Below are 23,489 nucleotides of genomic sequence, written 5' to 3'. Positions count from 1 at the left end.
GTCCGGCGCGCTTTAAAGTGAGGCCATGACCACCGAGACGAGCGGCAGCGGCGACCTCGACCGCACTCTGGGGCTGCTGTGGGGAACGGCCGACCGGCCGACCCGGGGGCCCAAGCCGGCGCTGGCCCTCAACCGGATCGTGGCCACCGCCGTCGCCGTCGCCGACGCCGAGGGGATCGGCGCGGTCTCGATGCGCCGGATCGCCACCGAGCTGGGCACCGGCACGATGAGCCTGTACCGGTACGTCCCCGGCAAGGCCGAACTCCTCGATCTGATGCTGAACCACGTCAGCGACCCCGACCTCGCGCCCACGGCCGACGACGGCGGAGCCGGGGGCCAGGGCGGTGAGGGGTGCGTCTGGCGGAGCACCGTCGACGCCATGGCCCGTGGCCATCTCCAGCTCTACCGGGCCCACCCCTGGCTGCTCAAGATCAGCCAGGCGCGCGCCGTCCTCGGCCCCAGCTCACTGCGGGCGCTGGAGACGGCGCTGAGCGGCCTCCGGTCCACCGGTCTGCGGGACCCCGAGCTGATCTCCGTCGTCATCATGGTGCAGGGCTTCGTCACGGGCATCGCGCGCACGGAGATCGAGGCGGCGGAGGCCCGGGAGGCCACCGGCCAGTCGGAGGAGGAGTTCTGGGCGCAGCAGGCGCCCTATCTGGAGCGGGCGATGCGGTCCGGGGAGTACCCCGTCTCGGCCACGCTGAGCGAGGAGACCTTCAGCCGTGACTTCGACCATTTCGAGTTCGGGCTGAAGCGGATCGTGGACGGCATCGCGGTACTGATCGAGGAGCGGGCCGAGGAGCGGGACAAGGGGAGGGGCGGGGAGAGGGGCGGGGGCGCCTAGAGGGACGGAACGGGTCCTCCGGCCCGCCCGCCCGCGCCGGGGGCCGCCCCCCTCGGCCGGCCGGCCTACTTGCTCAGCAGCTTCCGCCCGCCGAAGTAGAGCAGCACCAGCAGCCCCAGACCGAGCACCGCGTTGGTGAAGCCGTTCCGCTCGACCAGGCCCTCGCCGTCGCCCTCCCCGCCGGACCCCGAGCCTCCGCCGGACCCCTTGCCCCCGCCGTCGCCGCCCTCGACCTCGATCCGCTCGACCTCGCTGCCCTGCCCCTCGGAGCCGAACAGCAGCGCCGACCCGTCCGCGGTGTACGTGACGGACTCCGACTGCCCCTGGATCGGGACCTTGACCCGGTGGTCGGCGCCGAGGCGGCCGTCCTTCCACACGTATCCCCGGGCGCTGAAGTACGAGCGCAGCACCAGCTGCTTGCCGTCCGGCGAGAAGGCGCCGTCCGTGACCCACGGCAGATCGTCCTGGACCTCGCGGAAGATGTTGTTCCCGGAGGTGGAGAGCTTCGCGGGGCCCTCGTAGAGCTTGCCGCCGTTCTGGTTCTTGGAGGCGATGTAGGCCCGGCCGGTCTTCGGGTGGATCATCAGCGCCTCGGCGTCGCGCGCGCCGTCCTCGTACCGCACGGTGTACTGCTTGGCCTGGACGGTCGCGTTCCGCAGGGTCTTGGGCTCAGGCAGCGAGTAGATCCAGACATGGTCCCAGCTGCCGTTGAGGTTGTCGCCGATGTCGCCGATGTAGATCTGCCCGTCGGGGCCGACCGAGATGGCCTCCATGTCCCGGGGCTTGCCGACGCCGGTGAAGGTGAGCGTCGCGACCGTCTTCCCGCTCCTGCCGTCGACAGCGAAGATCCGCGCCGCGTCCTGGTCGTTGTGCGTCCAGTACACCCCCGGGTGGGCGCGGCTCGCGGCGAGGCCGCTGGACTCGGTGATCCTGGAGTCCTTGAGGGTGAAGCCGGAGTGGTCGGCGGCGGTGGCGGGCGCGGCGGCGGAACCGGCCACGAGCAGCAGGGTGGCGGCACCGGTGACGTACGGATACGAACGCATGCCCCCAGACTGCCATCCCCGCCGTCGACTCGATGTGAGCGGTCTGTGAGCAGTGCCCATGCGCCCCCGCTCACGCCTCGGGAGCCTCCGTGCGCACCCCCGGGAGCCCGCAGGTGCGCACCCCCGGGAGCCCAGGTCGGCCCGCCGGCTCCCACACCGCCGCGTCGTGGGCGAACCACACCCGTCGCGGTGCGAACTCCGCGAGCCGTTCCAGCCACGGCCGGTACGGCGGAAGCGGCGGTTCCAGGCCGTCCGCGACGGCGATACGCGCCAACTCGGCCACGGTGTACTCGGACGCGAAGTCGTACGCCTGCCCCGCGAGCACCACCGCTCCCCCGCCCTCCCCGGTTGCCTCGGCCGGTAGGACGATCAGCGACTGGTGCCCGTCGGTGTGGCCGGGCGTGGGCACGAGCCGGACCCCCGGCCACAACTCCGCCTCGCCGTCCACCTCCTCGTACACCGCGCCGGGAAAGTCGATCAGGGCGTCGATGGTGTACTCGCCCCGCCGGGCGGTGGCCAGTTCCGTGCGCTGCACGGCGATCGGGACCCCGGGGAAGAGCGGGTTGCCGCCGCAGTGGTCGAAGTGGAGATGGCAGTTGACGACGAGCGCGATGTCCCCGGGCCGCACCCCGGCGGCGGCCAGCGCCGCGACCAGCGGGCGGCGGCGCGGCCGGTAGTGGGCATCGGCCCCGGCGTCGCCCGTGCCGATGCCGCTGTCGAAGAGCAGCAGTCCCTCGGGCCGCCGCACCAGATAGGCGTACGCGGGTTCGGCCCGGGGGTGCCCGCCGCCCGCCTCGCTCGCGGGACGGATGAAATACCCCAGGTCGAGCTGGGTGATCGAGGCGATCGGGGGTGCGGGGTGGCCGGTAGGCCCGTGGCCGGTCTCACATCGCGGGCGTGCGGAGGAATCGGTCATCATGCCCCCATGCGTTTTCTCTTCGTCGGCGACAGCATGACCATCGGGCACGCCGGCGACTTCACCTGGCGCCACCGGATGTGGCAGCACCTCGAATCGACGCTACCCGGGCGGTACGCGATCACCGGGCCGCGCACGGAGCTGTACGACGCCGGGGCGGACGCGGCCGTCTCCACCGCGTACGCCGACGACGGCTTCCCGGCCGGCGCCCGCCGCCATCTCGCGGGCTGGGGCGAGGGCTGGCTGCACATGGCCCCGGTGATCGGGGAGGCGGTGGCCGCGCACCGCGCCCAGGTGCTGCTGGTCTCGCTGGGCCTGATCGACCTGGGTTTCTACACCAACAGCGAGCAGACCGCCGCGAATGTACGGGCCTTCGTCGCCGGGGCGCGCGCGGCGGAGCCGCACGTCCGCATGGTGCTGCTGCCGGTACTCCCCAATGTCCGGGCCCGTGGTGACGCGCCGTTCGCGGCGGAGTGCGAGCGTTTCAACGAGCTGCTGGCGAAGACGGTCGCGGACCTGGACTCGCCGTCGTCGCCGCTGCTGCTCGCGTCCCCGCCCGAGGGGTGGGACGCCGATCCCGGGCGCCCGGACACGTACGACGGGACGCACCCGAGCCCGTACGGGGAGCACCGGCTGGCAGCCGCGTACGCGACGGCGATGCATCAGGCGTGGGGGCTGGGCGGCCCGTACACCGGCCTCTGAACGCGGGTCGGGGGCCGGGGGGAACCCGGGCGCGGCCATACGGGAACAGGGGGCGCGGGAACCCCGGGCGCGGGAACCCCGGGTGGCACATTCAACTCCTCCTCCCCGGCAGCACCTTGGACCGCTGGAGGGATCCCCATGAACACCCGCCGCTCCTTTCTGACCGTGGGCGTGGGCGCGGGCGCCGCCGCCGCGCTCGGCACCGCGCACGCCGCACAGGCCGCACAGGCCGCACAGGCCACAGCCCGTACGACCCCCGCCTACGACATCCCTCTCGGCATCGCGATGGAGGGCTACCCCTCCGCCTTCCCGGTGCGTTTCCTCCGCCTCGTCAACCAGGGCGAGACCGTGAACATGGCGTACACGGATCTCGCACCCACCGGCCCCGCGCCCGCCACCGGCCGGACCGTGCTCCTCCTCCACGGCAAGAACTTCGACGGCGGCGCCTGGGAGCCCACCGCCCGCGCGCTCGCCGCCGCCGGGCACCGGGTCGTCGTCCCCGACCAGGTCGGTTTCGGCCGCTCCGCCAAGCCCGCGCTGGACTACGGCTTCGAGCTGCTGGCGGCGAACACGGCCGCCCTCCTCGACCACCTGGGCATCGCCCGCGCCGATGTGATCGGCCACTCCCTGGGCGGCATGCTCGGCGTCCGCTTCGCCCTGGAGCACCCGGACCGCACCGGGCGGCTGGTCCTCGCCAACCCGGTGGGCCTGGAGGACTACCGCGAGCTGGTCCCCGCCCACACCACCGAGCGCCTCTTCGCCGACGAGCTGGCCAACACGGACCTCGCCGGCATCCGGGCCTTCTACCGCTCGTACGTGGTGCACTGGCGGCGGGCGTACGAGCGCCATGTGGAGCTGCGGTACCGGGTGACCCTCGGGGGCGAGTACCCGCGCTGGGCGCTGGCCTCGGCCCACACGTACCAGATGGCCTACCACCAGCCCGTCGTCGCGGACCTGCCCCGGCTGCGGCTGCCGGTGCTGCTGGTCATCGGGCAGGAGGACCGGGCGGCGGTGGGCAAGTCGTACGCGACTCCCGAGAACCGGGCCAAGTTGGGGAACTTCCCCGTCCTCGGGCGGCGGGCGGCCGCCGCGATCCCCGGCTCGCGGCTGGTGGAGCTGGCGGGCGTCGGGCATCTGCCGCAGTGGGAGGCGGCGGACCGGTTCGAGCGCGAGGTGCTGTCCTTCCTGCGCGGCTGACCCCGCGTACGGCCCCGCGTACGGCCCCGCGTACGGCCCCGCGTACGGCCCCGCGTACGGCCCCGCGTACGGCCCGGGCCCGCGACCTGGTGCAGGGTCGCGGGCCCGGGCCGTACGCCGATGTCCGAAGACCGGTCACCTCACCAGCGCGGCTCGGGCGCGTACACCACCTTCTCCAGGTCGTAGTAGTCGGCGACGCACTGCGCCGGCCACTTCCGCTTCCCGTTCTGCGAGAAGGGCTCCAGCATCTTCCCCACCTTGGTCGGGGTGTACGGCATGACCGTCTCGCCCCGCGCGGCCGCCGCCCGCAGATGGGCGTCCTGCCGGTCCCAGCGCTCGGCCCGGACCTCCATCCGGTCCGCGAGGTCCACCAGCGGCACGGCCACCCCCACCACGCTCGCGACGCACGCCAGGGCCGCGCCCGCGAGGGCGGCCGGTACGACCGCGCTCCCCCGGCCCCGCAGCCACCGGCCGAGGAAGCCTCCGGCGGCGACCAGCAGGACCACCCAGACGAGCAGATAGTCGTTCCAGGTGCGCTCGGTGGTGACCACCCGCTCCTGGAAGACGGGGTATGTGATCACGGTGCACAGGTAGCCGGAGACCAGGAACGCGGCGGCCATCAGCGGCAGCACGACGCGGGCGCGCAGCGGCAGCAGCACCCCGCCGCCGGCACCGCTTCCGCCTCGCGCGAGCAGCCCGAGGAGCACACCCGCGGCCACGGCACCCACGTACTGCCAATTCGTGACGGTGATGGCGAGGATCTCCAGGAAGCCCCGCAGCGAGCCGCCCAGGGCCTCCGGGGAGAGCATCGACATGCGCTCGGCGTCGAACCGCTCCCGGCGGTTGCGGGAGCCGGGCGAGGTGTAGAGGATCAGCGTCCCCACCAGGATGCCCACGCCGCCGGTGACGGCCCAGATCCGCGCGGTGCGGCGGACCCGTTCGGCGAGGAGCAGCGGCGCGAAGAGGACGACCCCGCCGAGGACGACGAGCGAGACGACGGACGCCTCCTCGGAGAGGGTGCCCATGAACACGCCCGCCCCGGCGGCGACCGCGAGCGCGGTGATCCGGCCCCGGCGGCCGCGCCCGCGCAGCAGCGGGATCGCGGCGGCGACGCAGAGCACCGGCGCCAGGGTGTGCGAGACGGAGGCGGCGGGCCAGTAGAACGTCTTGTACGTGTTGGGCGTCGCGAAGAGGAAGACGGTGGCGACCATCCCGGCCACCAGCAGCGGCACCCCGCGCGGGACGGTCACCACGGCCCGGCGCAGCAGCGCGGCGGTGACCCCCCAGAGCAGCAGGAGCATCACGGCGACGCTGACGGGCCCGTACCACTGGTGTCCGGCGACGGGGAATTCCGCGTACAGGCCGACGAGGAGGCCGTTGCCGAGGCGGCCGTTGTCGAGGGTCCAGAACTTGTCGATCAGTCCGAGAACGCCCTCGTCGCGCACGTGCGGCAGGAAGCACCACTCGTCGGCGCTGGGCCGCACATGGCGCCCGTACCAGGAGGCGAGGAGGAACAGCCCCACCGGCAGGAGCGCGAGCGCGAACGGCCAGGAGGGGCGGCGGTCCCCTCCCCCGGGGCCGCCGCCGGCCGGGTCGGGCGCGGCGGCGGAGGCGGTCTCGGTCGTTCCTATGGCCATGGGTTCACCACTGTCCTTTGCCGGTACGGCGGCCGGGCGGCCCGGCGAGCGCGCTGTCCGGCAGAGCGAGCTGCTGATCGCCGGTGCCGGGGCCGGCGGTGCCGGGGCTGGTGGCGCCGGTGGTGCCGGTGGGGAGGCGGTCGTCGGCCGCCGCCCCTCCGGTCCTGCCGTCCTCGCCGAGGTCACCGTTCCCGCCGGTCCCGCCTGCCCCACCGGCCCCGCTGGTCTCGCGGACCACGTAGTGGGGCCGGCGTTTGGCCTCGTGATAGATGCGACCCACATACTCGCCGATGATCCCCAGGGTCGCGATCTGCACCCCGCTCATCCCGATGATGACGGCGACGAGGGTGGCGTAGCCGGGGGTGTCGACCCCGTCCACGAGGACGTTCACGATGATCCAGAGCGCGTAGGCGAGGGCGGAGAGGAAGAGCCACAGCCCGCCGTGGATCGCCATCCGCAGCGGGCGGCTGTTGAAGGAGAGCAGCCCGTCGATGCCGTAGTTGAGGAGCCGGCGGCCGCCCCACTTGGACTGGCCGGCGGCGCGCTGCACGTTCTCGTACTGGAAGGTGACCGTGTCGAACCCGATCCAGGAGAACATCCCCTTGGAGAACCGATTGCTCTCCGGGAGCGACAGCAGGGCGTTGACGGCCCGCCGCGACAGCAGCCGGAAATCACCGGCGCCGTCGACGACCTCGACGTCCATGAAGCGCCGGACCAGCCGGTAGTACGCCTGGCTCAGCATGGTCCGGACCATCCCGTCGCCGGAGCGGTCCCGCTGGGCGACGACCTGGTCGTAGCCGTGGCCCTGGAGTTCGAGCATCCGGGGGATGAGGCCGGGCGGGTGCTGGAGGTCCGCGTCCATGAGGACGACGGCTTCCCCCCGGGACATCCGCAGCCCCGCGAGCATCGCCGACTCCTTGCCGAAGTTGCGGCTGAAGGAGGTGTACCGCGTCCGTCGGTCGGCGGACGCGAGTTCCTGGAGATGGGCGCGGGTGTGGTCGCTGCTGCCGTCGTCGACGTAGCAGATCTCGTACTCCCGCCCGGTCGGTTCCAGCACACCGACGAGGGTGGTGTGGAAGGTTTCGATCACCTCACTCTCGTTGAAGCACGGAACGACAATCGAAATCTGTGACATCGCTGCTTTCCTAGCTCTGGGTCGCTGTGCCCCGATGACTCGGGCGCACCGCCCCCGCTGTGACGTGAGAGCTACATAGTGCGCGGGCAGACGGCTGGGGAACCGGGGACACCGCGCCGCCTTGACGCGGCTCATCCCCCGGGGTCATGGTCGTTGACCCTCCCGGTCCACCACCGCCACCGCGATTCGGGCCTCGCTGTAGAGGACGTCTCCTTCCGAGATGCGTTCCGTTTCCGGGCCGCCGTTGCCGTCGGCGTGCCTGCCGCCGTTCCTGTCGGCGCTTCCGTCGCCGTCCTGGCCGGCATCCCGTCCGGCGACGGTCCGCTGACCCAGATAGCGGTAGTCGCGGGGATCGATCAGGATCTCGCTGCGGAGGGTCGCGGCCCGGTCGGCCCGGTCGGCCCGGGTGATGGCGATGGCCCGGCGGCCCGCCGCGTCTACCACGAAGTCCTCGTGGACGACGACACCGGGCACGGTCGCGAGCGCGCGGTAGACCCGTGCGAGTGACGCGGTGGGCAGCGGGTACGACGCGACGACCTCGCCGAGTGCCCGGAACGCGTGTTCGTCGGGGCTCTCGGCGAACTGCCCGCCGGGCTCGTCCCCGGGTTTCCGCAGCGCGGGGAAGATCTCGCGGGCCTCGCGGACGACGAGCAGCGGTTCCTCGGGGAGCGCGGCGACGGCCTCGTACAGGGCGTACGGGGAGAGAGCGCCGGTGGTGCCGGGGCGGGTGTCGCCGTCCCCGAGGGTGAACGGAATCCAGTGCTCGGGCTCGCCGTGGCCGTCGCCGGGCATGGTCAGGGACTGCTGGTAAGTGGTGCCGGGCCGCTGCCGGGCGGGCTGATCGGACTGGACACTCCGGGTGTAGATCCACTGACCGGCGGCCGGTACGGGGGGATCAGGCTGCCGCGCGACGACTTCGGCGGCGCGCTCCAGCACTCCGGCGGTCCCGCCGGACCCGCCCGCTGCCGGCAACTCGGGCTGTCCCGTCGTCTCGCTGGTGATCTGTGTGGCGAGGACGGCGGCGAGGGCCACGGCGGTGGCGGCGCCCAGTGCGGTGACCCGCCAGTCGCCGGCGAGCCGCCGCAGCCGCCGCCGGTAGCGGCCCCCGGCCCGGGTACGCCGGTCCTCCGCGATGGCGTCGGCGAGCTGGCGCCGACCCGCCGCGATCACCGCGTGATCGGGAGCCGGGGGGTGCGCGCGCAGCCCGCGCACGCGGTTCAGCTCGTCCATGCCGGGGTCAGCTCCGTGCCGTCGAGAAGAAAAGCGGGATCGGCGATGAGCGCGGCCCGCACCTTGCGCCGCGCCCGGTTGAGCCGGGACCGTACGGTACCCAGCGGAATCCGCAGCGCCTCGGCGACATCCTGATAACTGAGATCGGCCCAGGCCACGAGCAGCAGAACATGCCGGTCCCCGGGCGAGAGCCCGGCCAGCGCCCCGGCGAGCGGCGCCTGCACGGCGATCCGCTCGGCGATCCGCTCGTCGGCCCGGTCGCTCCACGCCTCCGCGAGCGGATCCTCACCCGTCCGGGCCATGGCCCGCAGCGCCCGCTCCTCCCTGCGCCGGTGCCCCCCGATCAGCTTCGCCGCGATCCCGTACAGCCACGGCCGCGCACTCCGCCGGGACAGGTCGTACCGCCGCCGGCTCCGGAACGCGATGAGAAAGGTCTCGGCCATGATGTCCTCGGCCACGCTCTCCCCCAGCCGCCGCACGGCATACCGGTGAATATCGGGTGCGTGACGGTCGTAGAGCACCGCGAACGCGTCGGGCAGCTCCCACGATCGGGCGACCACCTCGGCGTCATCCGGCTCGGGGACGGCCGGCGGTCCGGTCACATCAGCTCCACGGGTCAAGGGCAAGCCTGTCATCCTGCTGTTGACCGCAGCGTTCCGATTGGTTCACGGCAGGGACGGGCCGGGCCGGAAAGTCACCGGAGCGTGACCTTGGGGCGTGCGTATCGTTGTACGAGGCGACTGCCTGCGTTCGAGGCGGCAGCGGGGAGGGAGTGCCACGTGACCGTCGTTGAGGACAGGATCGACATGGCCGGCAACACCGACGCGAGCAGGCTGGACAGGCTTTTCCAGCAGCTCGAACCCATCCCCGACGGATACAGGGTCGAGATCGTCAGGGGAGCCGTCTTCATGTCGCCACAGCGCAACACGCACTGGCAGATCATCCGGAGAGTCGTCAGGGCTCTTGAGGACGAGTTCGGCATGGATGTAATCGCCCTGTCGGACGTACGAATCGACTTCCCCGGCCACTTGAACGGCTTCTGCCCCGATGTGGCGAAGCTGCGGGACGGCTCGAAGCCCGATGAGGACGGCCGGTGGCGTTACGAGGACGTCGAGTTCGTCGCCGAGGTCATCTCCGAGAGCACCGGCGTGAACGACTACGGCCCCAAGCGGGACGCGTACGCGGTGGCGGAGGTCCCCGCCTATCTGATCATCGACCCGTACACCGGCCGGTGCCTGCTCTCCACGAACCCCAAGGACGGGGAGTACACGATGGAGAGGCGGGTCGACTTCGGTGACCCCGTCGACCTCACGGGCACGGCGGTGGGGCTGACGCTGGCGACCGACGGATTCCCCCGAGACTGACCGGGGCGTCCCGGCTCACCCCCAGGTCAGCGGGTCGAGATGGAGATAGAACCGCTGCCGTTCCCGGTCGAGGACCACCCCGTACCGCTCGGCGAACTCCTCGTCGGCGGCCCGCGCCCGCTCCTCGTCGGGCCAGGTCTCGCGCGCGTTGGCGAGGAGAAGCGAGATATCCGCGTACGGGTCGGCCCGCCCGAGCCGGCCGAGGTCGATGAAGCCGTTCACGTCCAGGGTCTCCGGGTCCAGGACGATGTTCGGCAGGCACAGGTCCCCGTGACAGACCACGGCCGTGGCGGCTTCCTGCGCGATCCGCTGATCGAGCTGCGGCACGAGCCGCGCGAGCAGTTCGGCGGGGGGCATGTCCCGCTGCTCCTCGGGCAGAAAGTCCGCCTCGACGGCACCTCGCGCGACGACATCCCGCGCCAGCTCGAACATCCGCCCGAGTCCGCGCTCGAAGGGGCACTCGGAGACGGGCAGCGCGTGCAACTTCCGTACGGCATCGGCGATCCGCCCCCAGGCCGCCGCGAGCCGATCCGCCGACAGTCGGTCGGCGGGCACACCTGGCACCGCGCTGGTCACCAGACATGCTGCGAAGCCACGCACCCGCCAGTCGACAGCCCGGGGCCCCGGCACCCCCTGCCCGGCGAGCCAGGCGACCCGGTCCCGCTCAGCCTCCAACTCGCGCAGCGCGGCCGGGTCGGCGGGGACGCACTTGGCGTACCGGGACCCGTCGGCGGACCGGAACACGGCGGCTCCGGATTCGCCTCCGGTGACGGGCTCCCAGCCTTGGGAGGGGCCGCCGGGCAGCAGGTCGTGGTACGTGCGGGGCGCGTCGATCATGTGGGCAGCGTAGCCAGTGGATGCGGGTGGTGCTGTGTGCCAGATGCCTTCTGGGGGAGTTGAGTTGGTGTGGTTGCAGGTTGGGGGCGAGTGGTCGTGTGCGCCCTGCTTGTGGGGAGACCCCGCGCGGGCGGGGAGCACGTGCCCCGGGTGAACGCCACGAGCGCGTGAGCGGGGCCATCCCCGCGCGTGCGGGGAGCAGGCCGCCATGGAGGTCTTCCAGAAGGAGGCCGGGGGACCATCCCCGCGCGTGCAGGGAGCAGCCCCGGTCACCGGGGGAGGCCTGGTCGCGACCGGGACCATCCCCGCGCGTGCAGGGAGCAGGGCGCACTGCTCCGCCTGGGCGAGGGCTTCGGGGGACCATCCCCGCGCGTGCGGGGAGCAGATCCGCAGGACGTCCCAGGCGTCTTCCTCGACGGGACCATCCCCGCGCGGGCGGGGAGCAGCGGCCGCCACGAGCCGGGATTCGGCGGGCGTTGGGACCATCCCCGCGCGGGCGGGGAGCAGCCGACCGGCGACGGCGACGCTCTCACGGCGCTGGGACCATCCCCGCGCGGGCGGGGAGCAGGCGAGCCGTCCGCCGATGAGAAGGTGCTCGCCGGGACCATCCCCGCGCGGGCGGGGAGCAGGCCTGACCCTCGCCCTGCACGAGCACGCCGAAGGGACCATCCCCGCGCGGGCGGGGAGCAGGGGACGCCAGGGCCTTTGCGGGGGGGCGTCAGGGGGACCATCCCCGCGCGGGCGGGGAGCAGGGCCGGAAGACGGAACTCAGCTGTCGACCGAAGGGACCATCCCCGCGCGGGCGGGGAGCAGCTGCACAGCACCACGCTCTCCACGCTTCTGGGGGGACCATCCCCGCGCGGGCGGGGAGCAGAGCACGCGACCTGGGGCTTTATCGCGGCACCGCAGCGTTTTTTACCACTTCCAAAGATCGCGACATTACGGACCTTCCACAGGTTCGAGAGCAACCGAGGCCACCGTACCCACCCCAACAGCGACAACACAGCCGTTCCAACGGAACGCAAAACCAGAGGCAAGCAGGCTGCGGGGTAGCGCGGGGGCATCACGCGGAGGCCCGCAGAGTCGTCCGCCGCCAGGCTCGCGCCGGGGTAACAGGCTGAGCGTGCCACCCCAGCTACCAGTAGGTGAGGTCGATCTCGTGCGCGGCGTGCGGGTCCATCTCGCTGGCCGTCATCCTCTCCTCCTCAGTGATCAGAGATGGCAGAGCCGCGAGCAGGGCAGTCAGAGCGCCGGACGGCCGGACGTCGGCCGCAAGCACAACAGGGCTTTCCTCCGTGTCGAGGTAAAGCCGCAACCGATCCGGCTCTTGGCAGAGGAATCCGAGCAAACGCGGATCAGGCTCCGCCTCGGTGACCGGGTGCACGAGAGTGCGGAGGATGACGAGGGCTCTGTCATCCGATTCCGCAGCCCTGGCCCTGGCGGCTGCCGCGTCGACCTGGATCAGAGGCATGCCCATGACTCTGCCGAGACGGACGCTCGGAACGATGTGTGTACCAGTGTGCAAAGCTCGCAGGATTTCAACAACGCCATATCCTGTGAGGAGTTCCCCATTTACGTGAAGCGGGATTTCGTAGACTCGCAGATCGCCAGGGTGGGTGAAGGCATAGGCATTCGCCTCGCCGGTAACAATGCGTACCGAGTCCGCTGCCACCGGAGAAGGGAGAACCCCCCTCACGCAGCTGACCCCAACAAAAGGTGCCTGGATGTAGTAGAGCAGCAGACTGGTGATCTCCGCCTGCTGCTCAGCGCTTTCCTCATACATTCAATCTCACTCATTAACCCAGTCCGGGCATCTGTTCATGCCCTTGCAGTAGGCAGTAATGACACCGATCTTCTGGCCGCGCCCGGCGTCATACCTCCCATCGGCGGTTTTACGCGAGTGCTGAGCGATGACGACGATCTTCACCTGCCGTGATCCGTTGATGGCGTAGCCCCAGTACTCCAGGCGGGCACCGGTCACCTTGTCCGGCTTGCCGTTGATCGGCCCGTTGACAACTCTGCACTTCTTGATGTTGTGCCTGCCCGAGAAATGGCGCCATCCTAGTTCGCCGTTCCCGTGGCGAGTGAGAACGACACGACCTTCCAAGTCCTCCTGCTGACACTTCTTGTTCTTGTTCCACTGCGGTGGCGGCGCAGCGTGAGCAGAGCTTGAGGAAGCCAGAATGACCAAGATCCCAAAAGCCCCTGCAAATAACCTAGATACACCCCTCAAGGCTCAGCCCTCCAATACAGGTGCGGCTGTCCGTCGCGGACTCTGCGCAGTGAACGCCTCCCCAGCGCCCGGAGCAGGCTTTCGAACATCGCGTCTGAGCCGAACCGTACCGGTAATTCGTGTACGGACACCGCCGAGATCGGAGCATGCTGCATGCCATAGAAGCGCAAGGGGCTCATTGGGAACGAACCCGCGCGCGGTAGCGCACCAGCGGCCGTTGTACGGGGCAGCCCAGTCCAAGGCCGCTCCCACTGTGGTCGTTCCCTGACTCGACCTCGCCGAGCAACGCCTTCTCGCAGACACGGACCACAAGATCCGCGCTGATCCTCCACGCCTCCGCCGCCGTCAAGGATGACGGCATGGTTCTCACCCTTGGCGGGAAGGGCGCCGGGAAGACCACCACGGGCCTGCTGCTCGCCCGCGCGGGGCTGGCGCCTGCTGGCCAACGACCGCGTCTTCATCCGCCCCGACACCGAGGACGGGCGTCTGCGGGTGCTGCCCTGGCCGGCGGCCGCCGGCATCGGGCTCGGGCTTCTCGACGCGCTCGGCCTCTACGACGGCGTCCGCCACCGGGCCTTGTCGGGCCAGTGCCTGCACCCCACCCAGCACCAACGCGTCACCGACGCCCTCACCACAGGCTCCCGCGAGCCACTGCGGAACGAGAACGGCAAGGAACTCAAGCCCCAGTTCTTCCCCGACCAACTCGCCACCTGGCTCGGAATGCCCCTGGCAACCAAGGGCCTGGCCGCCCGGCTTCTCTTCCCTCGCATCAGCCCCGGCACCGGTCCGGCGGCGGTCGATGACGGCCGGGAGCTGACCACCGTCGACTTCTTCACCGAAGGAACGGAAGACCGCTACCCGGATGTGTTCAGTCTCCTCCCAACCCTGGACAACGACGGTAAGGCCCAACACCACGACCTCGCCCAGCGCTTGTCCGGCCTGCCCCGCCACGGCATCACTCTCGGGCACGACACCGATACCAACGCCGCCTTCCTCGCCGAGTTGGTCAGCCCTGGGCGATAGCGAGGCCGGGACGCTCCGCCGCCGGAAGCAAGTCCTCACGGAGGATCCCCGAACGAGTGATCTTCCGTGAGGACTTCCGCGCAAGATCGCTGACCAACTCCGACCATTGCCGTCTGCTGAGATGTTGAACCTAGAAACCATCCCCGCGTGCGCGGGGACCACACTTCTCGATCAACGGCGAGTGTGCCGCCACAGGGACCATCCCCCGCGTGTGCGGGGACCACGGCCGTACCGGCCACCCGTAGTCGCCCGAAGGGGGACCATCCCCGCGTGCGCGGGGACCACCGGAGTCGGCCCGTGCGAAGGTCGACGGTCCCGGGACCATCCCCGCGTGCGCGGGGACCACCACACGACCGCGTGAATGTGCGTGTGCCAGGAGGGACCATCCCCGCGTGCGCGGGGACCACCGCTCGCGACCTGGGGCTTTATCGGCGCGCCCCAGCGTTTTTGACCACTTCCGCAGATACCGGCATCACGGACTTTCCGTCGGCCCAGGCACGACCGAGGCCACAGTACCCACCCCAGCCCCCCACAACGCAGCCGTTCACCCCCAGCCAGGCCCCAAGGCCGCCAGGCGCAAAGCATGATGATCCCCCGAGGACATCGAAACGTTCGGCTGCGGCCTGGAAGAGTTACGTGGGGTACGGCGCCACCTCGCCGGTTTCCCCCGAACTCTCCCTGGGAGCAACGCGGGTGCGCTAGCTTTCCGGAAGCCGAAAGCCGGACGTGCGCGGCGCAGTCGTGAGGAGGATGGATGCAGCCGCTGGAGCCGAGCGCACCGCGCCGCATCGGGCCGTATCGGCTGCTCGGGCGGCTCGATGCCGGGGGGATGGGACGGGTCTATCTCGGGCGGAGTGTCGGGGGGCGGACCGTCGCCATCAAGGTTGTTCATCCGCACATCGCCTTCGACGGCGAGTTCCGCGAGCGCTTCCGGCGCGAGGTCGACTCCCTGCGGCGGGTCGGCGGGCGGTGGACCACCCCCGTCCTCGACGCCGATCCCGGTGCCGAAGCGCCCTGGGTCGCCACCGAGTACGTCGCCGCGCCCTCCGTCTCCCGGGCCGTCAGTGACCATGGGCCCCTGCCCGCGCGATCCGTCCGGGGGCTGGGGGCCGGGCTCGCCGAAGCGCTGGGGGTCGTGCATGCCCTCGGGCTCGTGCATCGCGATGTGAAACCCGCCAACGTACTGCTCACCCTCGACGGGCCCCTCCTCATCGACTTCGGCATCGTCCGCGCCCTGGAGACCGCCACCTCCAGCCTCAGCACCGCCGGCCCCATCGGGACGCCCGGCTACATCTCCCCCGAGGCCGTCTCCGGCGGTACGGTCACGGGCGCGTCCGACGTCTTCGCCCTCGGCGCCGTCCTCGCCTACGCGGCCACTGGCCGGTCCCCGTTCCCGGGTACCTCCGCCCACGCGCTCCTCTACCAAGTGGTCCACGACGAGCCCCTGCTCGGGCCCATGGACCCGGTCGTCAGCGACATCGTGGCCGCCTGCCTGGCCAAGGACCCCGCCGATCGCCCGTCCCCCGCCGAAATCCTCGACTCTCTCACCCCGGACGGCACAACCGCCCCGGTGGGTACGGGGTGGCTCCCCCCTGCCGTGGTCGAAGAGGTCTCCCGGGCGGCCGTCGCCCTGCTGAATCTGGAGCCCCAGGAGATACCGAAGCCGCACACCCCGGAACAGGTCACCGGCCCCCGCACCGAACCCGACGACCCACCCGCACGGACACCGACCCGGACGCGGACACCGAGCCCCGCCAAAAGGCACCCCTACCGGCTGCTGCTCCCCCTCCTCCTCGCCCTGATCTGCACCTGGGCCGCCGACCAGTTCCTGCCCTACTACTTCAGGGACGAGCCCGCGAACAAACCGAACAGACCGAACACCCGCAGCTCCGACTTCAACGGCACATGGCAGGGCATGACCGCCTTCCACCAGGACGTCGAGAACTCCCGGCCAGGGGCCCTGGAAGCCGACATCAGCATGACCGCCGAGCCCGGCGCCTCCATGGGTGCCTGGTACGCCCGCGACCCCGCCGACGGGCGGATCCTCTGCGACGGGGACCTCCGGTTCCAGTCCCTCGACGGCCGGCGGGCCACCGCCGACAGCGCCACCAACGACAACGCCGCCTGCGCCGCCGTACTGGAAACGGACACCCCCGGCCCTCCCTCCCCCCTGGAGAGCCTCACCGTCACCCTGGATCTCGTGGACGACGAACTCCATCTGCGGTTCCTCCGGAACGGAAAATCCGCCACCGCCGAAGTGGCCGTCCTGAACCGGAAAAACCGGAACAACTGACGGACCGCACAGAAGTGCCCCGGCCGGGGAGGCGTGGGCCCGGCCGGGGCGGGGACCCGGGCCGCCTCAGGGGCAGGGGCGGACCGGGGGCTTTTCAGAGTGCCTGGACGAACGAGTCGTACAGGCGCGGGCGCAGCACGCTGGTCAGTAACAGCGCGACCGAGCCCAGGTAGACCAGCACGTAGAGCGTGGCTATGCAGCGACGCAGCCGACGCCGCAGAGGGCGCCTAAGACTCATTCCGGCCCCCCGGCCTGATTTCGGCGGAACGGCTGGGGCCTGCGCATCTCATTCGCCGCGCGCAGGGCCGCGATCAGCTCGGCCGCCAGCACCTCCGCCTCGTACGGGGCCAGGTACAGGCCCGTCGCCCGGCCCATGGCGCCGTCCGACACCGTCAGCGGGATGTAGACCTGCGCGGCGTCACCGTCGTGGAAGTCCACCAGATCGACCCGGCCGCCGAGCGTACGGGTCACCGTCCACGCGGCCTCGGACTCGTGGCGGAGCGGCTGCCGGTGCGGCGGCTCGGTCCCGTGCGCGCGGTTTTTCGGGGGAAACACGAAACTTCACCTCTTTCGGGGTGTGTTGTTGCGGAACGTGCATACATCGTCGCCCCTGGGCGCTAGCCTGCGGAAGACGTGAGACCCCTCCAAGCCTCAATGGAGAGAAGGGTGTTGGTCGGCATGGCTGACAAAGACGACAGCCGGCATCGGTCGCCGCAGGAGTTCTACGGCGATGAGCTGGCCCGACGCAGGAACAAGGCGGGGCTGACCCAGGCGCAGCTGGGTGAGCAGTGCGTGATCTCGCCGCAGATGATCGCCCACTTCGAGGCGGGGCGACGGCGCCCCCGGCCCGACGACGCGAAGCGGCTGGATCAGATCCTCGGGACGGACGGCTTCTTCCACCGCTGGCGGAAGTCAATGGACGAGGGTCGATTTCCGGACCACTTCGCCACGGCCGCCGAGCTGGAGGCCCTCGCCCGCGTGCTCAAGTACTACGGAGCCGCCCTGATCCCCGGGATCCTCCAGACCCCCGATTACGCCCGGGCAGTGTTTGAAGCCTTCCACGCCAACTACACCAAAGAGGGCATAGACCGTAGCGTAGGGATCCGGATGGAGCGATCCGCCCTGCTCAAGGACCCCGACCGCGAGTTCTGGGTGCTCCTGGACGAGGCCGCCATCCGTCGCCCGGTCGGCGGTCGCGCCGTCATGGCCGAACAGTTACGGCACATCGCGGACCTCGCCCGCCAGGGCCGGATCCGGCTGCACATCCTCCCCATGGAGATCGGTGCACACGCCCTGTTGGAGAGCATGGTGTGGCTCCTTCGCTTCGAGGACGCGCCCCCGGTGGCCTATGTCGAGGGGCTGAAAACTGGGCGCATTCACGACCATCCGGCCATCGTGCGCGACATCGACTCGTCCTACGATCTCGCCCTGGGGGACGCGCTGCCCATGGCGTCGTCGCTGGCCCTGCTTGAGCACGTGGCAAAGGAGTTCGAAAGTGATCAGTGAGCACCGGCTTCGCCAGGCCCGGTGGACGAAGTCCAGCTACAGCGGCGGCAGCGGCGGCGACTGCGTGGAGGTCTCCGCCGACTTCCCCGGGCTCGTCCCCGTCCGCGACAGCAAGGTCGTGGCCGGTCCCACCCTCGTCTTCCGCACCTCCTCTTGGGACTCTTTCCTCAATGAACTGACCACGTGAGGAGCACCGCACATGATCAGTGAACTGCGCTGGCGCAAGTCCAGTCACAGCGGCGGCAGCGGCGGTGAATGCCTGGAGGTCAGCGACGACCTCCCCGGCCTCGTCCCCGTCCGCGACAGCAAGGTCCCCCACGGCACCCCGCTCGTCTTCCGTGCGGACACCTGGACCGCGTTCGTCCGTGAACTGACCGCGTAAACGCACAGCCGAAGGGCCCCGGACGCGTGATCCCGCGCCCGGGGCCCTTCCCCTTCCCCTTATCCCTGGCCGCTGGAACGCCGGTGCTCCCCCACCCGCGAGTTCAGATCGCTCTGGATGTCCGGCTCCTCCGCCAGCAGCGTCGCCAGCGCCGACGAGATCGACAGCCCCGTCCTCCGCTCCAGCCAGCCGAACTGGCCGTCCGGATTGCACTCCAGGAAGTACCACGGACCCGCCGCCGATACAGCGAAGTCGAACGCCGCGTAGTACAGCCCGTACCACTCCATGAAACGGTAGATCGCCTTCACGATCTCGCGCGGCGCCGCCGCCGGCTCGTACACGGCCTCCGGGTCCTCCCGCCAGTCCAGCAGGCCGGACCGGATCCGGCACGGGAAGAGCCGTCCCCCGACCACCGTGACCCGGATGTCGTACCTCTTGAAGATCCGGCGCTGGTGGACCATGCCGTTCCCCAACGGGATGAACACCTCGCCCTGGTGCAGCGGCTTGGCGATGTGATCCGGGTGGTTTCGGTGGAAGACGCGGATCTCGTCCGGGTCGTTGGAGATCAGCGTGTCGGGTACGAGGAAGCCGCACTCCTCCGCGACGGTGAGCTGTCCCGGTTTGTGCCGCGCCCGCTCGTTGTTGTCGGGGTGGTTGACCCACACCAGGTCGGGAAGGGTCCGCAACAGGCCGACCAGCGCCTTGGCCCGCTCGGACTGGACGGGTCCGGGGCTGCGCCAGTACACGCTCCTGGGGTTGGTCGTGACGCGGTGAGCGTCCTTGATCGTGATCTGGCCCGGAGTGCCGCTGAGGATCACGTCGTCGTCGAAAGTGAGCCGGTGCACCGTCCGGTGCTTCTCGGCGAGCCGCCGGACCACCAGGTCGGTGGTCACGTCGTCCCGGCCGGTGAGGATCAACACGGTCATGTGGAATGGCCCCCCTGCCTGCCCAACGTCTGTCCGGGCCGTGCCGCCTGCGTCGATCCGCCGTACAGGCCGCTGTACGGGTCGCAGGCGCCTTCCCTGCTCCAACTCCCTCCCGCCCGAATCGTCACGGCGGTGTTCGCGTCACCTGCTGACCGTACTCAGCAGTGTGCGGGCGGTCCACGCGTCCAGCAGCGGCGGCACGACCGAGGTGCGGCGGCCCGGGGTGTGGGTCAGCGCGTACCGGACGGCCGCCGGGGTCGCCCCCGGGACGGCGGAGAGCAGCAGCGCGGCCGTGCCCGTGACGAAGGGCGCGGCCGCGCTCGTACCGCTCAGGCAGGCGCGGCTGCCCGGGGCGGTGATCCGGTCGCCGGGGGCGCCGATGCCGTCGCGGCCGATGGAGCGGCCCAGGTTGGACTGGGGCAGGGGGCGGCCGGTGCGGTCGTACGCCACGACCGGGATCGTCCACGGGTGGGCGGTGAGGACCGTCGCGCCCACCCGGCCCTGGTTGCCGGCGGCCACCACGACGATCGTGCCCCGGTCGGCGGCGTGGTCGAGAGCCGTTTCGAGGGCGCCGTCACGGGCGCCGGAGGGGGAGGGGGCGGGCTGGGCGAGGCTCAGGTTGAGGACGTGCGCGCCCGCGTCGACGGCCTCGGTGATGGCGGTGGCGAGTTCGCCGGTTCGTACGCCGGTGAGACAGGTCCCCGGGCGCCCGGAAGCGGCCTGGTCGGTGAAGAGGGGGCGTACGAGCAGGGTGCAGCCGGGGCAGATGCCGCCGGGGGCGGCGGCCAGCAGGGCGGCGACGAACGTGCCGTGGGCGCAGCAGACGTCGTCGCGGCCGCAGGCGTCCGGGGCGCCGGGGCGGGTGCCGGGGCGGAGTTCGCGTACGGTCGCCCGCGCGGCGGCCGGGTCGACGCGGCCGTCGATCAGGGCGACGACCACCGAGGGGCGGCCCGTCGTCCGCTCCCGCAGGCGGGTGAGTCCGACTTGGTCCAGGGGTTCCACGAGCGGCCGTCCGGGGGCTGTTCGGGCTGTTCGGTCACGGGGGTGCCCCGCACGGGCCGGGCCCGGCGGGACACGTTCGCCGTCTCAGACGGCGCACCGGTCGTGGACGCACTTCTCCATGCAGTGGCGCATGCTCTCGGGGTCGTGCGCGTATCTCTTGCAGACCGAGTTGTAGCAGGGCGGGCCCATTTCCTCCTCACAGGTGAACTGCTGGAGCAGTACGCGATCGGCACGGTCCGCCGGGCGGGCTCGTGCGCTGCCGCCGTGGTGCGGGCCGCCGGGGGCCGCCCGGGTGGCGGCGAATCCGGGGAGGGTCATGTCCGTTCGCCTTCTTCTTCTCTGCCGGCTTCTTCTCTTTCAGCGGTCGTAGTAGCTCTGGAGCGGGGTCACCAAGTACGGGAACAGTCCCTCGACTCCGACCCGGACCGAGCATTTCTCGGTGACATTGGTGCTGCGGTGGGTGAAGGAGAAGATCACGGTGATCACGGTCTGGGGGCCGGAGAGCCGGGAGGGCACGGTGTCGACCGCCGAGAGCGTGTAGCCCTCGGCGTACGCCTCGTTGGTCCGCTGGTAGATCTCCTCGTCGCGGACGGTGACATAGGTCAGCGCCCGGTCGGCGGGGCTCGTGCCGGCGTTGTCGGCGAGTTGGAGCAGACGGTCGAGGAGCGCGCGGGCCGACTTCCGGAACTGTTTGCGCGGGGTGCCGGCCGGGGGCTCGATCGCCTTGATCAGGTCCTTGCGGTCGAACGCCCAGATCTTGGCGACGTCGACGACGGGCACGGCGAGGCCCTGGCAGCGGGAGGGGTGGGCGACGGGGCCGAGGACGCCGACGACGACGGCCAGGTCGCGCTGGTCACGGACGGGGCGCAGGGCTTCGACGAGTTCGTCCAGCTCGACGGGGTCGGCCGCTTCCAGGATGTACGTGTCGACTCCCTGGACGGAGAGGACGTAGCAGACCTGGCGGGCGAGGTAGCGGTTGGCGGGGTCGGAGAGGACCCGGTAGACGGCTTCGGCGTCGGTGCGGTCGGGGGCCCCGTGGTCCTCGGTCTCCGCCGCGACCTGGAGGAACTCGTGCTGGACGGAGATGTCGGGGAAGACGGCGTGGACGCGGCCGAGGACGTAGACGAACTGCGGGTCGCCAGGCCCGTACCCGTGGTGGTCATGGCCGCCGTGATGGCCGCAGTGGTGGCCGTGGTGATCGTGGCCGTGGCCGTGGCCGTCGCCGTGGTGATCGTGGCAGCCGTGATGCTCGTGGTGGCCGCCACAGCCGTGGTGACCGTGATGGCCGTGGTGACCATGGGGGCCGTGCTGCCCGTGGGGGCCGTGGGGATGGCAGCCGCAGCCCGCCTCGTCGGCGGTGTCGGCTGGGTCGCCGCAGCCGCAGCCCGCCTGGGTGACGGCGCTCCCGGGGCCGGCCGGGCCGTCCTCGGCGGGCGGCGGGCGCACCTCCGCACCGGCGAGGGGGGTCGTCGCGCTCTGGATCGGTTCGGCCGGTGCCGACGGTGCCGGCGGTTCCGACGGTTCGGACTGCATCGCTCACTCCTCCGGTCACTGTCTCGCGCGGTCACTGCTCGCACAGCCACTGCCTCGCGCTGCCGGGCGGGAACGCTCTGAAAACCGGGAGCGCTCTGAAAACACGGGACCGGCGCTAGCGCGGCGCGCGGCGGCCGCCGACGGCCATCCACCGGTTCAGGGCGTCGGCCCTGCGTCCGCAGCCCCCGCAGGGGCGCACGCCGACGGCCGTGGTCATCCGGGTGACGACATCACCGAGGCCGACCTCGCCGCCGTCCCGGGCGAACCCGGGGATCCGCACACGGTGCCGGGGCTGCCCGGCGGACTTGCCCCGCCGGGTCTTCGAGCCGGCCGTCGAACCGGTCGCGCCCGTCCCGGTCGCGCCTGTCTTTGAGCCCTCAACCATCGCGCTCACATCCGGTGTTCCCGCCCCTTCCCATCGTCCTCCGCAGGGAGGCGGGCCGCACCCCAGCCCCGGTGGACGCGTTCCGAATGCCCTTGCATCGAGTGCGCTCCAAGGCGTTGGCTTGATGTCCATGGAGTACACACAGCTCGGACGCACGGGACTCAAGGTCAGCCGGATCGTTCTGGGGACGATGAACTTCGGCCCCCTCACGGACGAGGGCGACAGCCACGCGATCATGGACGCCGCGCTCGGCGCGGGCATCAACTTCTTCGACACCGCGAACGTGTACGGGTGGGGCGAGAACAAGGGCCGCACCGAGGAGATCATCGGGAGCTGGCTGGCGCAGGGCGGCGGGCGGCGCGAGAAGGTCGTGCTCGCGACCAAGGGGTACGGGGACATGAGCCCCGAGGGCGCGCCGTGGCCCAACTTCGACCGGCTCTCCGCGCTGAACATCCGGCGGGCCGTCGACGCCAGCCTGAAGCGGCTCGGCACGGACCACATCGATCTCTACCAGTTCCACCACATCGACCGGCTGACCCCGGTGGAGGAGGTCTGGCAGGCGGTCGACACCCTGGTCCAGCAGGGCAAGATCCTCTACGCGGGCTCGTCCAACTTCCCGGGCTGGCGGATCGCCCAGGCGAACGAGGAGGCCCGGCGGCGGGGCTCGTACGGGCTGGTCAGCGAGCAGTGCCTGTACAACCTCATGGAGCGGCGGGCCGAGATGGAGATCGTCCCGGCCGCTCAGGAGTACGGGCTCGGGGTCATCCCCTGGTCGCCGCTGCACGGCGGACTGCTGGGCGGGGTGATCAAGAAGCAGGAGGCGGGCGGGCGGCGCGCCACCGGGCGGGCCGCCGACGAGCTGAAGAAGCCGGAGGTCCGCGAGAAGGTCCAGGCGTACGAGGACCTGCTCGACAAGCACGGGCTCGCACCCGGCGAGGCCGCCCTCGCGTGGCTGCTGACCCGGCCCGGGGTCACCGGGCCGATCGTCGGGCCGAGGACGGCGGAGCAGCTGGACAGCGCGCTGCGGGCCGTCGATCTCGAACTGGGGCAGGAGCTGCTGGACGGCCTGGACGAGATCTTCCCGGGGCCGGGGCCGTCGCCGGAGGCGTTCGCCTGGTAGACCGGGCCGGCCGGACCGGGGCGGCGCACGGCCCGCCGGTCCACGCGGCACGCGCGGGTACGCGTATCCCTCCCGGCACGGCGCCGGGAGGGGGCGCGGTCGCGGTGCCGGCGGCCGCCGCGCGGGGCCGTCAGCCTCCGAAGGCGGCGGCGACGGCCACCACCACGAACATCAGCACGAG

26 protein-coding genes and 1 CRISPR repeat array are annotated in these 23,489 nt (G+C 71.3%); of the genes, 10 read left to right on the top strand and 16 right to left on the bottom strand.

Translation table 11 applies throughout. The annotated features are described in order from the left end of the window. Nucleotides 1-25: 25 nt before the first annotated feature. Nucleotides 26-844 (top strand): TetR/AcrR family transcriptional regulator, encoded by an 819-nt coding sequence (locus SYYSPA8_RS23350; protein ID WP_323449242.1) that lies wholly within the window; start codon nucleotides 26-28, stop codon nucleotides 842-844. A 65-nt stretch (nucleotides 845-909) separates the two neighbouring features. On the opposite strand, the gene SYYSPA8_RS23345 is transcribed toward SYYSPA8_RS23350, so the two are convergent. After that, on the bottom strand, nucleotides 910-1,887 hold the full coding sequence (locus tag SYYSPA8_RS23345; protein ID WP_323449241.1) for a TolB-like translocation protein: 978 nt from the start codon (nucleotides 1,885-1,887) through the stop codon (nucleotides 910-912). A 70-nt stretch (nucleotides 1,888-1,957) separates the two neighbouring features. Further along, nucleotides 1,958-2,806, bottom strand: coding sequence for an N-acyl homoserine lactonase family protein (locus tag SYYSPA8_RS23340; RefSeq protein ID WP_323449240.1), 849 nt, complete (start codon nucleotides 2,804-2,806; stop codon nucleotides 1,958-1,960). A gap of 6 nt (nucleotides 2,807-2,812) precedes the next feature. Between SYYSPA8_RS23340 and SYYSPA8_RS23335 the strand changes: the two genes are divergently transcribed. Both SYYSPA8_RS23335 and SYYSPA8_RS23330 read left to right on the top strand, forming a co-directional pair. Then, complete coding sequence (locus tag SYYSPA8_RS23335) at nucleotides 2,813-3,505, top strand: GDSL-type esterase/lipase family protein (protein WP_323449239.1); 693 nt, start codon at nucleotides 2,813-2,815, stop codon at nucleotides 3,503-3,505. A gap of 138 nt (nucleotides 3,506-3,643) precedes the next feature. Beyond that, entirely contained in the window at nucleotides 3,644-4,702 is a 1,059-nt protein-coding gene (locus SYYSPA8_RS23330; RefSeq protein ID WP_323449238.1) for an alpha/beta fold hydrolase, read from the top strand. A 140-nt stretch (nucleotides 4,703-4,842) separates the two neighbouring features. On the opposite strand, the gene SYYSPA8_RS23325 is transcribed toward SYYSPA8_RS23330, so the two are convergent. The 4 genes from SYYSPA8_RS23325 to SYYSPA8_RS23310 all read right to left on the bottom strand — a co-directional run bounded on the left by SYYSPA8_RS23325 (nucleotide 4,843) and on the right by SYYSPA8_RS23310 (nucleotide 9,339). After that, complete coding sequence (locus tag SYYSPA8_RS23325) at nucleotides 4,843-6,339, bottom strand: DUF6056 family protein (protein WP_323449237.1); 1,497 nt, start codon at nucleotides 6,337-6,339, stop codon at nucleotides 4,843-4,845. A gap of 4 nt (nucleotides 6,340-6,343) precedes the next feature. Beyond that, nucleotides 6,344-7,474: a glycosyltransferase family 2 protein gene (locus SYYSPA8_RS23320; protein WP_323449236.1), complete on the bottom strand. Its 1,131-nt coding sequence runs from the start codon at nucleotides 7,472-7,474 to the stop codon at nucleotides 6,344-6,346. A gap of 144 nt (nucleotides 7,475-7,618) precedes the next feature. Next, the gene (locus SYYSPA8_RS23315) at nucleotides 7,619-8,704 is read right to left on the bottom strand and encodes a CU044_5270 family protein (protein WP_323449235.1); all 1,086 of its coding nucleotides are present in this window, start codon (nucleotides 8,702-8,704) and stop codon (nucleotides 7,619-7,621) included. After that, nucleotides 8,692-9,339, bottom strand: coding sequence for an RNA polymerase sigma factor (locus SYYSPA8_RS23310; RefSeq protein WP_407706065.1), 648 nt, complete (start codon nucleotides 9,337-9,339; stop codon nucleotides 8,692-8,694). Before SYYSPA8_RS23310 ends, SYYSPA8_RS23315 begins: the two co-directional genes overlap by 13 nt. Nucleotides 9,340-9,483: 144 nt before the next feature. Between SYYSPA8_RS23310 and SYYSPA8_RS23305 the strand changes: the two genes are divergently transcribed. Then, nucleotides 9,484-10,068: a Uma2 family endonuclease gene (locus tag SYYSPA8_RS23305; RefSeq protein WP_323449233.1), complete on the top strand. Its 585-nt coding sequence runs from the start codon at nucleotides 9,484-9,486 to the stop codon at nucleotides 10,066-10,068. A 15-nt stretch (nucleotides 10,069-10,083) separates the two neighbouring features. On the opposite strand, the gene SYYSPA8_RS23300 is transcribed toward SYYSPA8_RS23305, so the two are convergent. The 3 genes from SYYSPA8_RS23300 to SYYSPA8_RS23290 form a co-directional block, all read right to left on the bottom strand. Then, nucleotides 10,084-10,905 (bottom strand): APH(3'') family aminoglycoside O-phosphotransferase, encoded by an 822-nt coding sequence (locus SYYSPA8_RS23300; RefSeq protein WP_323449232.1) that lies wholly within the window; start codon nucleotides 10,903-10,905, stop codon nucleotides 10,084-10,086. Nucleotides 10,906-11,078: 173 nt separating this feature from the next. Then, nucleotides 11,079-11,779: a CRISPR direct-repeat array (repeat unit 29 nt; unit sequence GGGACCATCCCCGCGCGGGCGGGGAGCAG). Nucleotides 11,780-12,040: 261 nt separating this feature from the next. Further along, nucleotides 12,041-12,688 (bottom strand): hypothetical protein, encoded by a 648-nt coding sequence (locus tag SYYSPA8_RS23295; RefSeq protein WP_323449231.1) that lies wholly within the window; start codon nucleotides 12,686-12,688, stop codon nucleotides 12,041-12,043. 6 nt (nucleotides 12,689-12,694) lie between these two features. Beyond that, the gene (locus tag SYYSPA8_RS23290; protein WP_323449230.1) at nucleotides 12,695-13,096 is read right to left on the bottom strand and encodes a hypothetical protein; all 402 of its coding nucleotides are present in this window, start codon (nucleotides 13,094-13,096) and stop codon (nucleotides 12,695-12,697) included. A 414-nt stretch (nucleotides 13,097-13,510) separates the two neighbouring features. Between SYYSPA8_RS23290 and SYYSPA8_RS23285 the strand changes: the two genes are divergently transcribed. Continuing rightward, a complete protein-coding gene (locus tag SYYSPA8_RS23285; RefSeq protein ID WP_323449229.1) occupies nucleotides 13,511-14,161 on the top strand; it encodes a hypothetical protein in 651 nt (216 codons plus the stop codon). A gap of 754 nt (nucleotides 14,162-14,915) precedes the next feature. Beyond that, nucleotides 14,916-16,454: a serine/threonine protein kinase gene (locus SYYSPA8_RS23280; RefSeq protein WP_323449228.1), complete on the top strand. Its 1,539-nt coding sequence runs from the start codon at nucleotides 14,916-14,918 to the stop codon at nucleotides 16,452-16,454. A 94-nt stretch (nucleotides 16,455-16,548) separates the two neighbouring features. On the opposite strand, the gene SYYSPA8_RS23275 is transcribed toward SYYSPA8_RS23280, so the two are convergent. Together SYYSPA8_RS23275 and SYYSPA8_RS23270 are read right to left on the bottom strand one after the other, a co-directional pair. After that, complete coding sequence (locus SYYSPA8_RS23275) at nucleotides 16,549-16,692, bottom strand: hypothetical protein (protein ID WP_323449227.1); 144 nt, start codon at nucleotides 16,690-16,692, stop codon at nucleotides 16,549-16,551. Next, entirely contained in the window at nucleotides 16,689-17,009 is a 321-nt protein-coding gene (locus SYYSPA8_RS23270) for a hypothetical protein (protein ID WP_323449226.1), read from the bottom strand. The genes SYYSPA8_RS23275 and SYYSPA8_RS23270 overlap by 4 nt, the downstream gene beginning before the upstream one ends. Before the next feature lie 123 nt (nucleotides 17,010-17,132). Between SYYSPA8_RS23270 and SYYSPA8_RS23265 the strand changes: the two genes are divergently transcribed. Genes SYYSPA8_RS23265 through SYYSPA8_RS23255 form a run of 3 tightly spaced genes read left to right on the top strand, consistent with a single transcriptional unit; the run spans nucleotide 17,133 to nucleotide 18,342 of the window. Next, a complete protein-coding gene (locus tag SYYSPA8_RS23265; protein WP_323449225.1) occupies nucleotides 17,133-17,960 on the top strand; it encodes a helix-turn-helix domain-containing protein in 828 nt (275 codons plus the stop codon). Beyond that, nucleotides 17,950-18,147, top strand: coding sequence for a DUF397 domain-containing protein (locus SYYSPA8_RS23260; protein WP_323449224.1), 198 nt, complete (start codon nucleotides 17,950-17,952; stop codon nucleotides 18,145-18,147). The genes SYYSPA8_RS23265 and SYYSPA8_RS23260 overlap by 11 nt, the downstream gene beginning before the upstream one ends. A gap of 12 nt (nucleotides 18,148-18,159) precedes the next feature. Further along, nucleotides 18,160-18,342 (top strand): DUF397 domain-containing protein, encoded by a 183-nt coding sequence (locus tag SYYSPA8_RS23255; RefSeq protein ID WP_323449223.1) that lies wholly within the window; start codon nucleotides 18,160-18,162, stop codon nucleotides 18,340-18,342. Nucleotides 18,343-18,401: 59 nt separating this feature from the next. Here the strand turns inward: SYYSPA8_RS23255 and SYYSPA8_RS23250 are convergent, their stop codons facing one another. From SYYSPA8_RS23250 to SYYSPA8_RS23230, 5 genes are all read right to left on the bottom strand, one after another. Then, nucleotides 18,402-19,268 (bottom strand): hypothetical protein, encoded by an 867-nt coding sequence (locus SYYSPA8_RS23250; protein ID WP_323449222.1) that lies wholly within the window; start codon nucleotides 19,266-19,268, stop codon nucleotides 18,402-18,404. 141 nt (nucleotides 19,269-19,409) lie between these two features. Continuing rightward, a complete protein-coding gene (locus SYYSPA8_RS23245; protein WP_323449221.1) occupies nucleotides 19,410-20,270 on the bottom strand; it encodes a S8 family serine peptidase in 861 nt (286 codons plus the stop codon). 84 nt (nucleotides 20,271-20,354) lie between these two features. Further along, complete coding sequence (locus tag SYYSPA8_RS23240; RefSeq protein WP_323449220.1) at nucleotides 20,355-20,588, bottom strand: hypothetical protein; 234 nt, start codon at nucleotides 20,586-20,588, stop codon at nucleotides 20,355-20,357. Between the two features lie 39 nt (nucleotides 20,589-20,627). Then, entirely contained in the window at nucleotides 20,628-21,803 is a 1,176-nt protein-coding gene (locus tag SYYSPA8_RS23235) for a cyanobactin maturation protease PatG family protein (protein ID WP_323449219.1), read from the bottom strand. A 115-nt stretch (nucleotides 21,804-21,918) separates the two neighbouring features. Beyond that, nucleotides 21,919-22,188 carry a hypothetical protein gene (locus SYYSPA8_RS23230; RefSeq protein ID WP_323449415.1) on the bottom strand — a complete coding sequence of 90 codons (270 nt, stop codon included), beginning with the start codon at nucleotides 22,186-22,188 and terminating at the stop codon, nucleotides 21,919-21,921. 130 nt (nucleotides 22,189-22,318) lie between these two features. On the opposite strand from SYYSPA8_RS23230, the gene SYYSPA8_RS23225 reads away from it, so the two are divergent. Continuing rightward, nucleotides 22,319-23,308, top strand: a complete 990-nt coding sequence (locus SYYSPA8_RS23225) for an aldo/keto reductase (protein ID WP_323449414.1) — start codon at nucleotides 22,319-22,321, stop codon at nucleotides 23,306-23,308. Nucleotides 23,309-23,489: the final 181 nt, after the last annotated feature.

The sequence above is a fragment of the Streptomyces yaizuensis genome, assembly GCF_034961445.1.
Taxonomy (GTDB): Bacteria; Actinomycetota; Actinomycetes; order Streptomycetales; family Streptomycetaceae; genus Streptomyces; species Streptomyces yaizuensis.
Note: the sequence above shows the minus strand (reverse complement) of the source record. Positions and strands in the feature narration are given on the sequence as shown.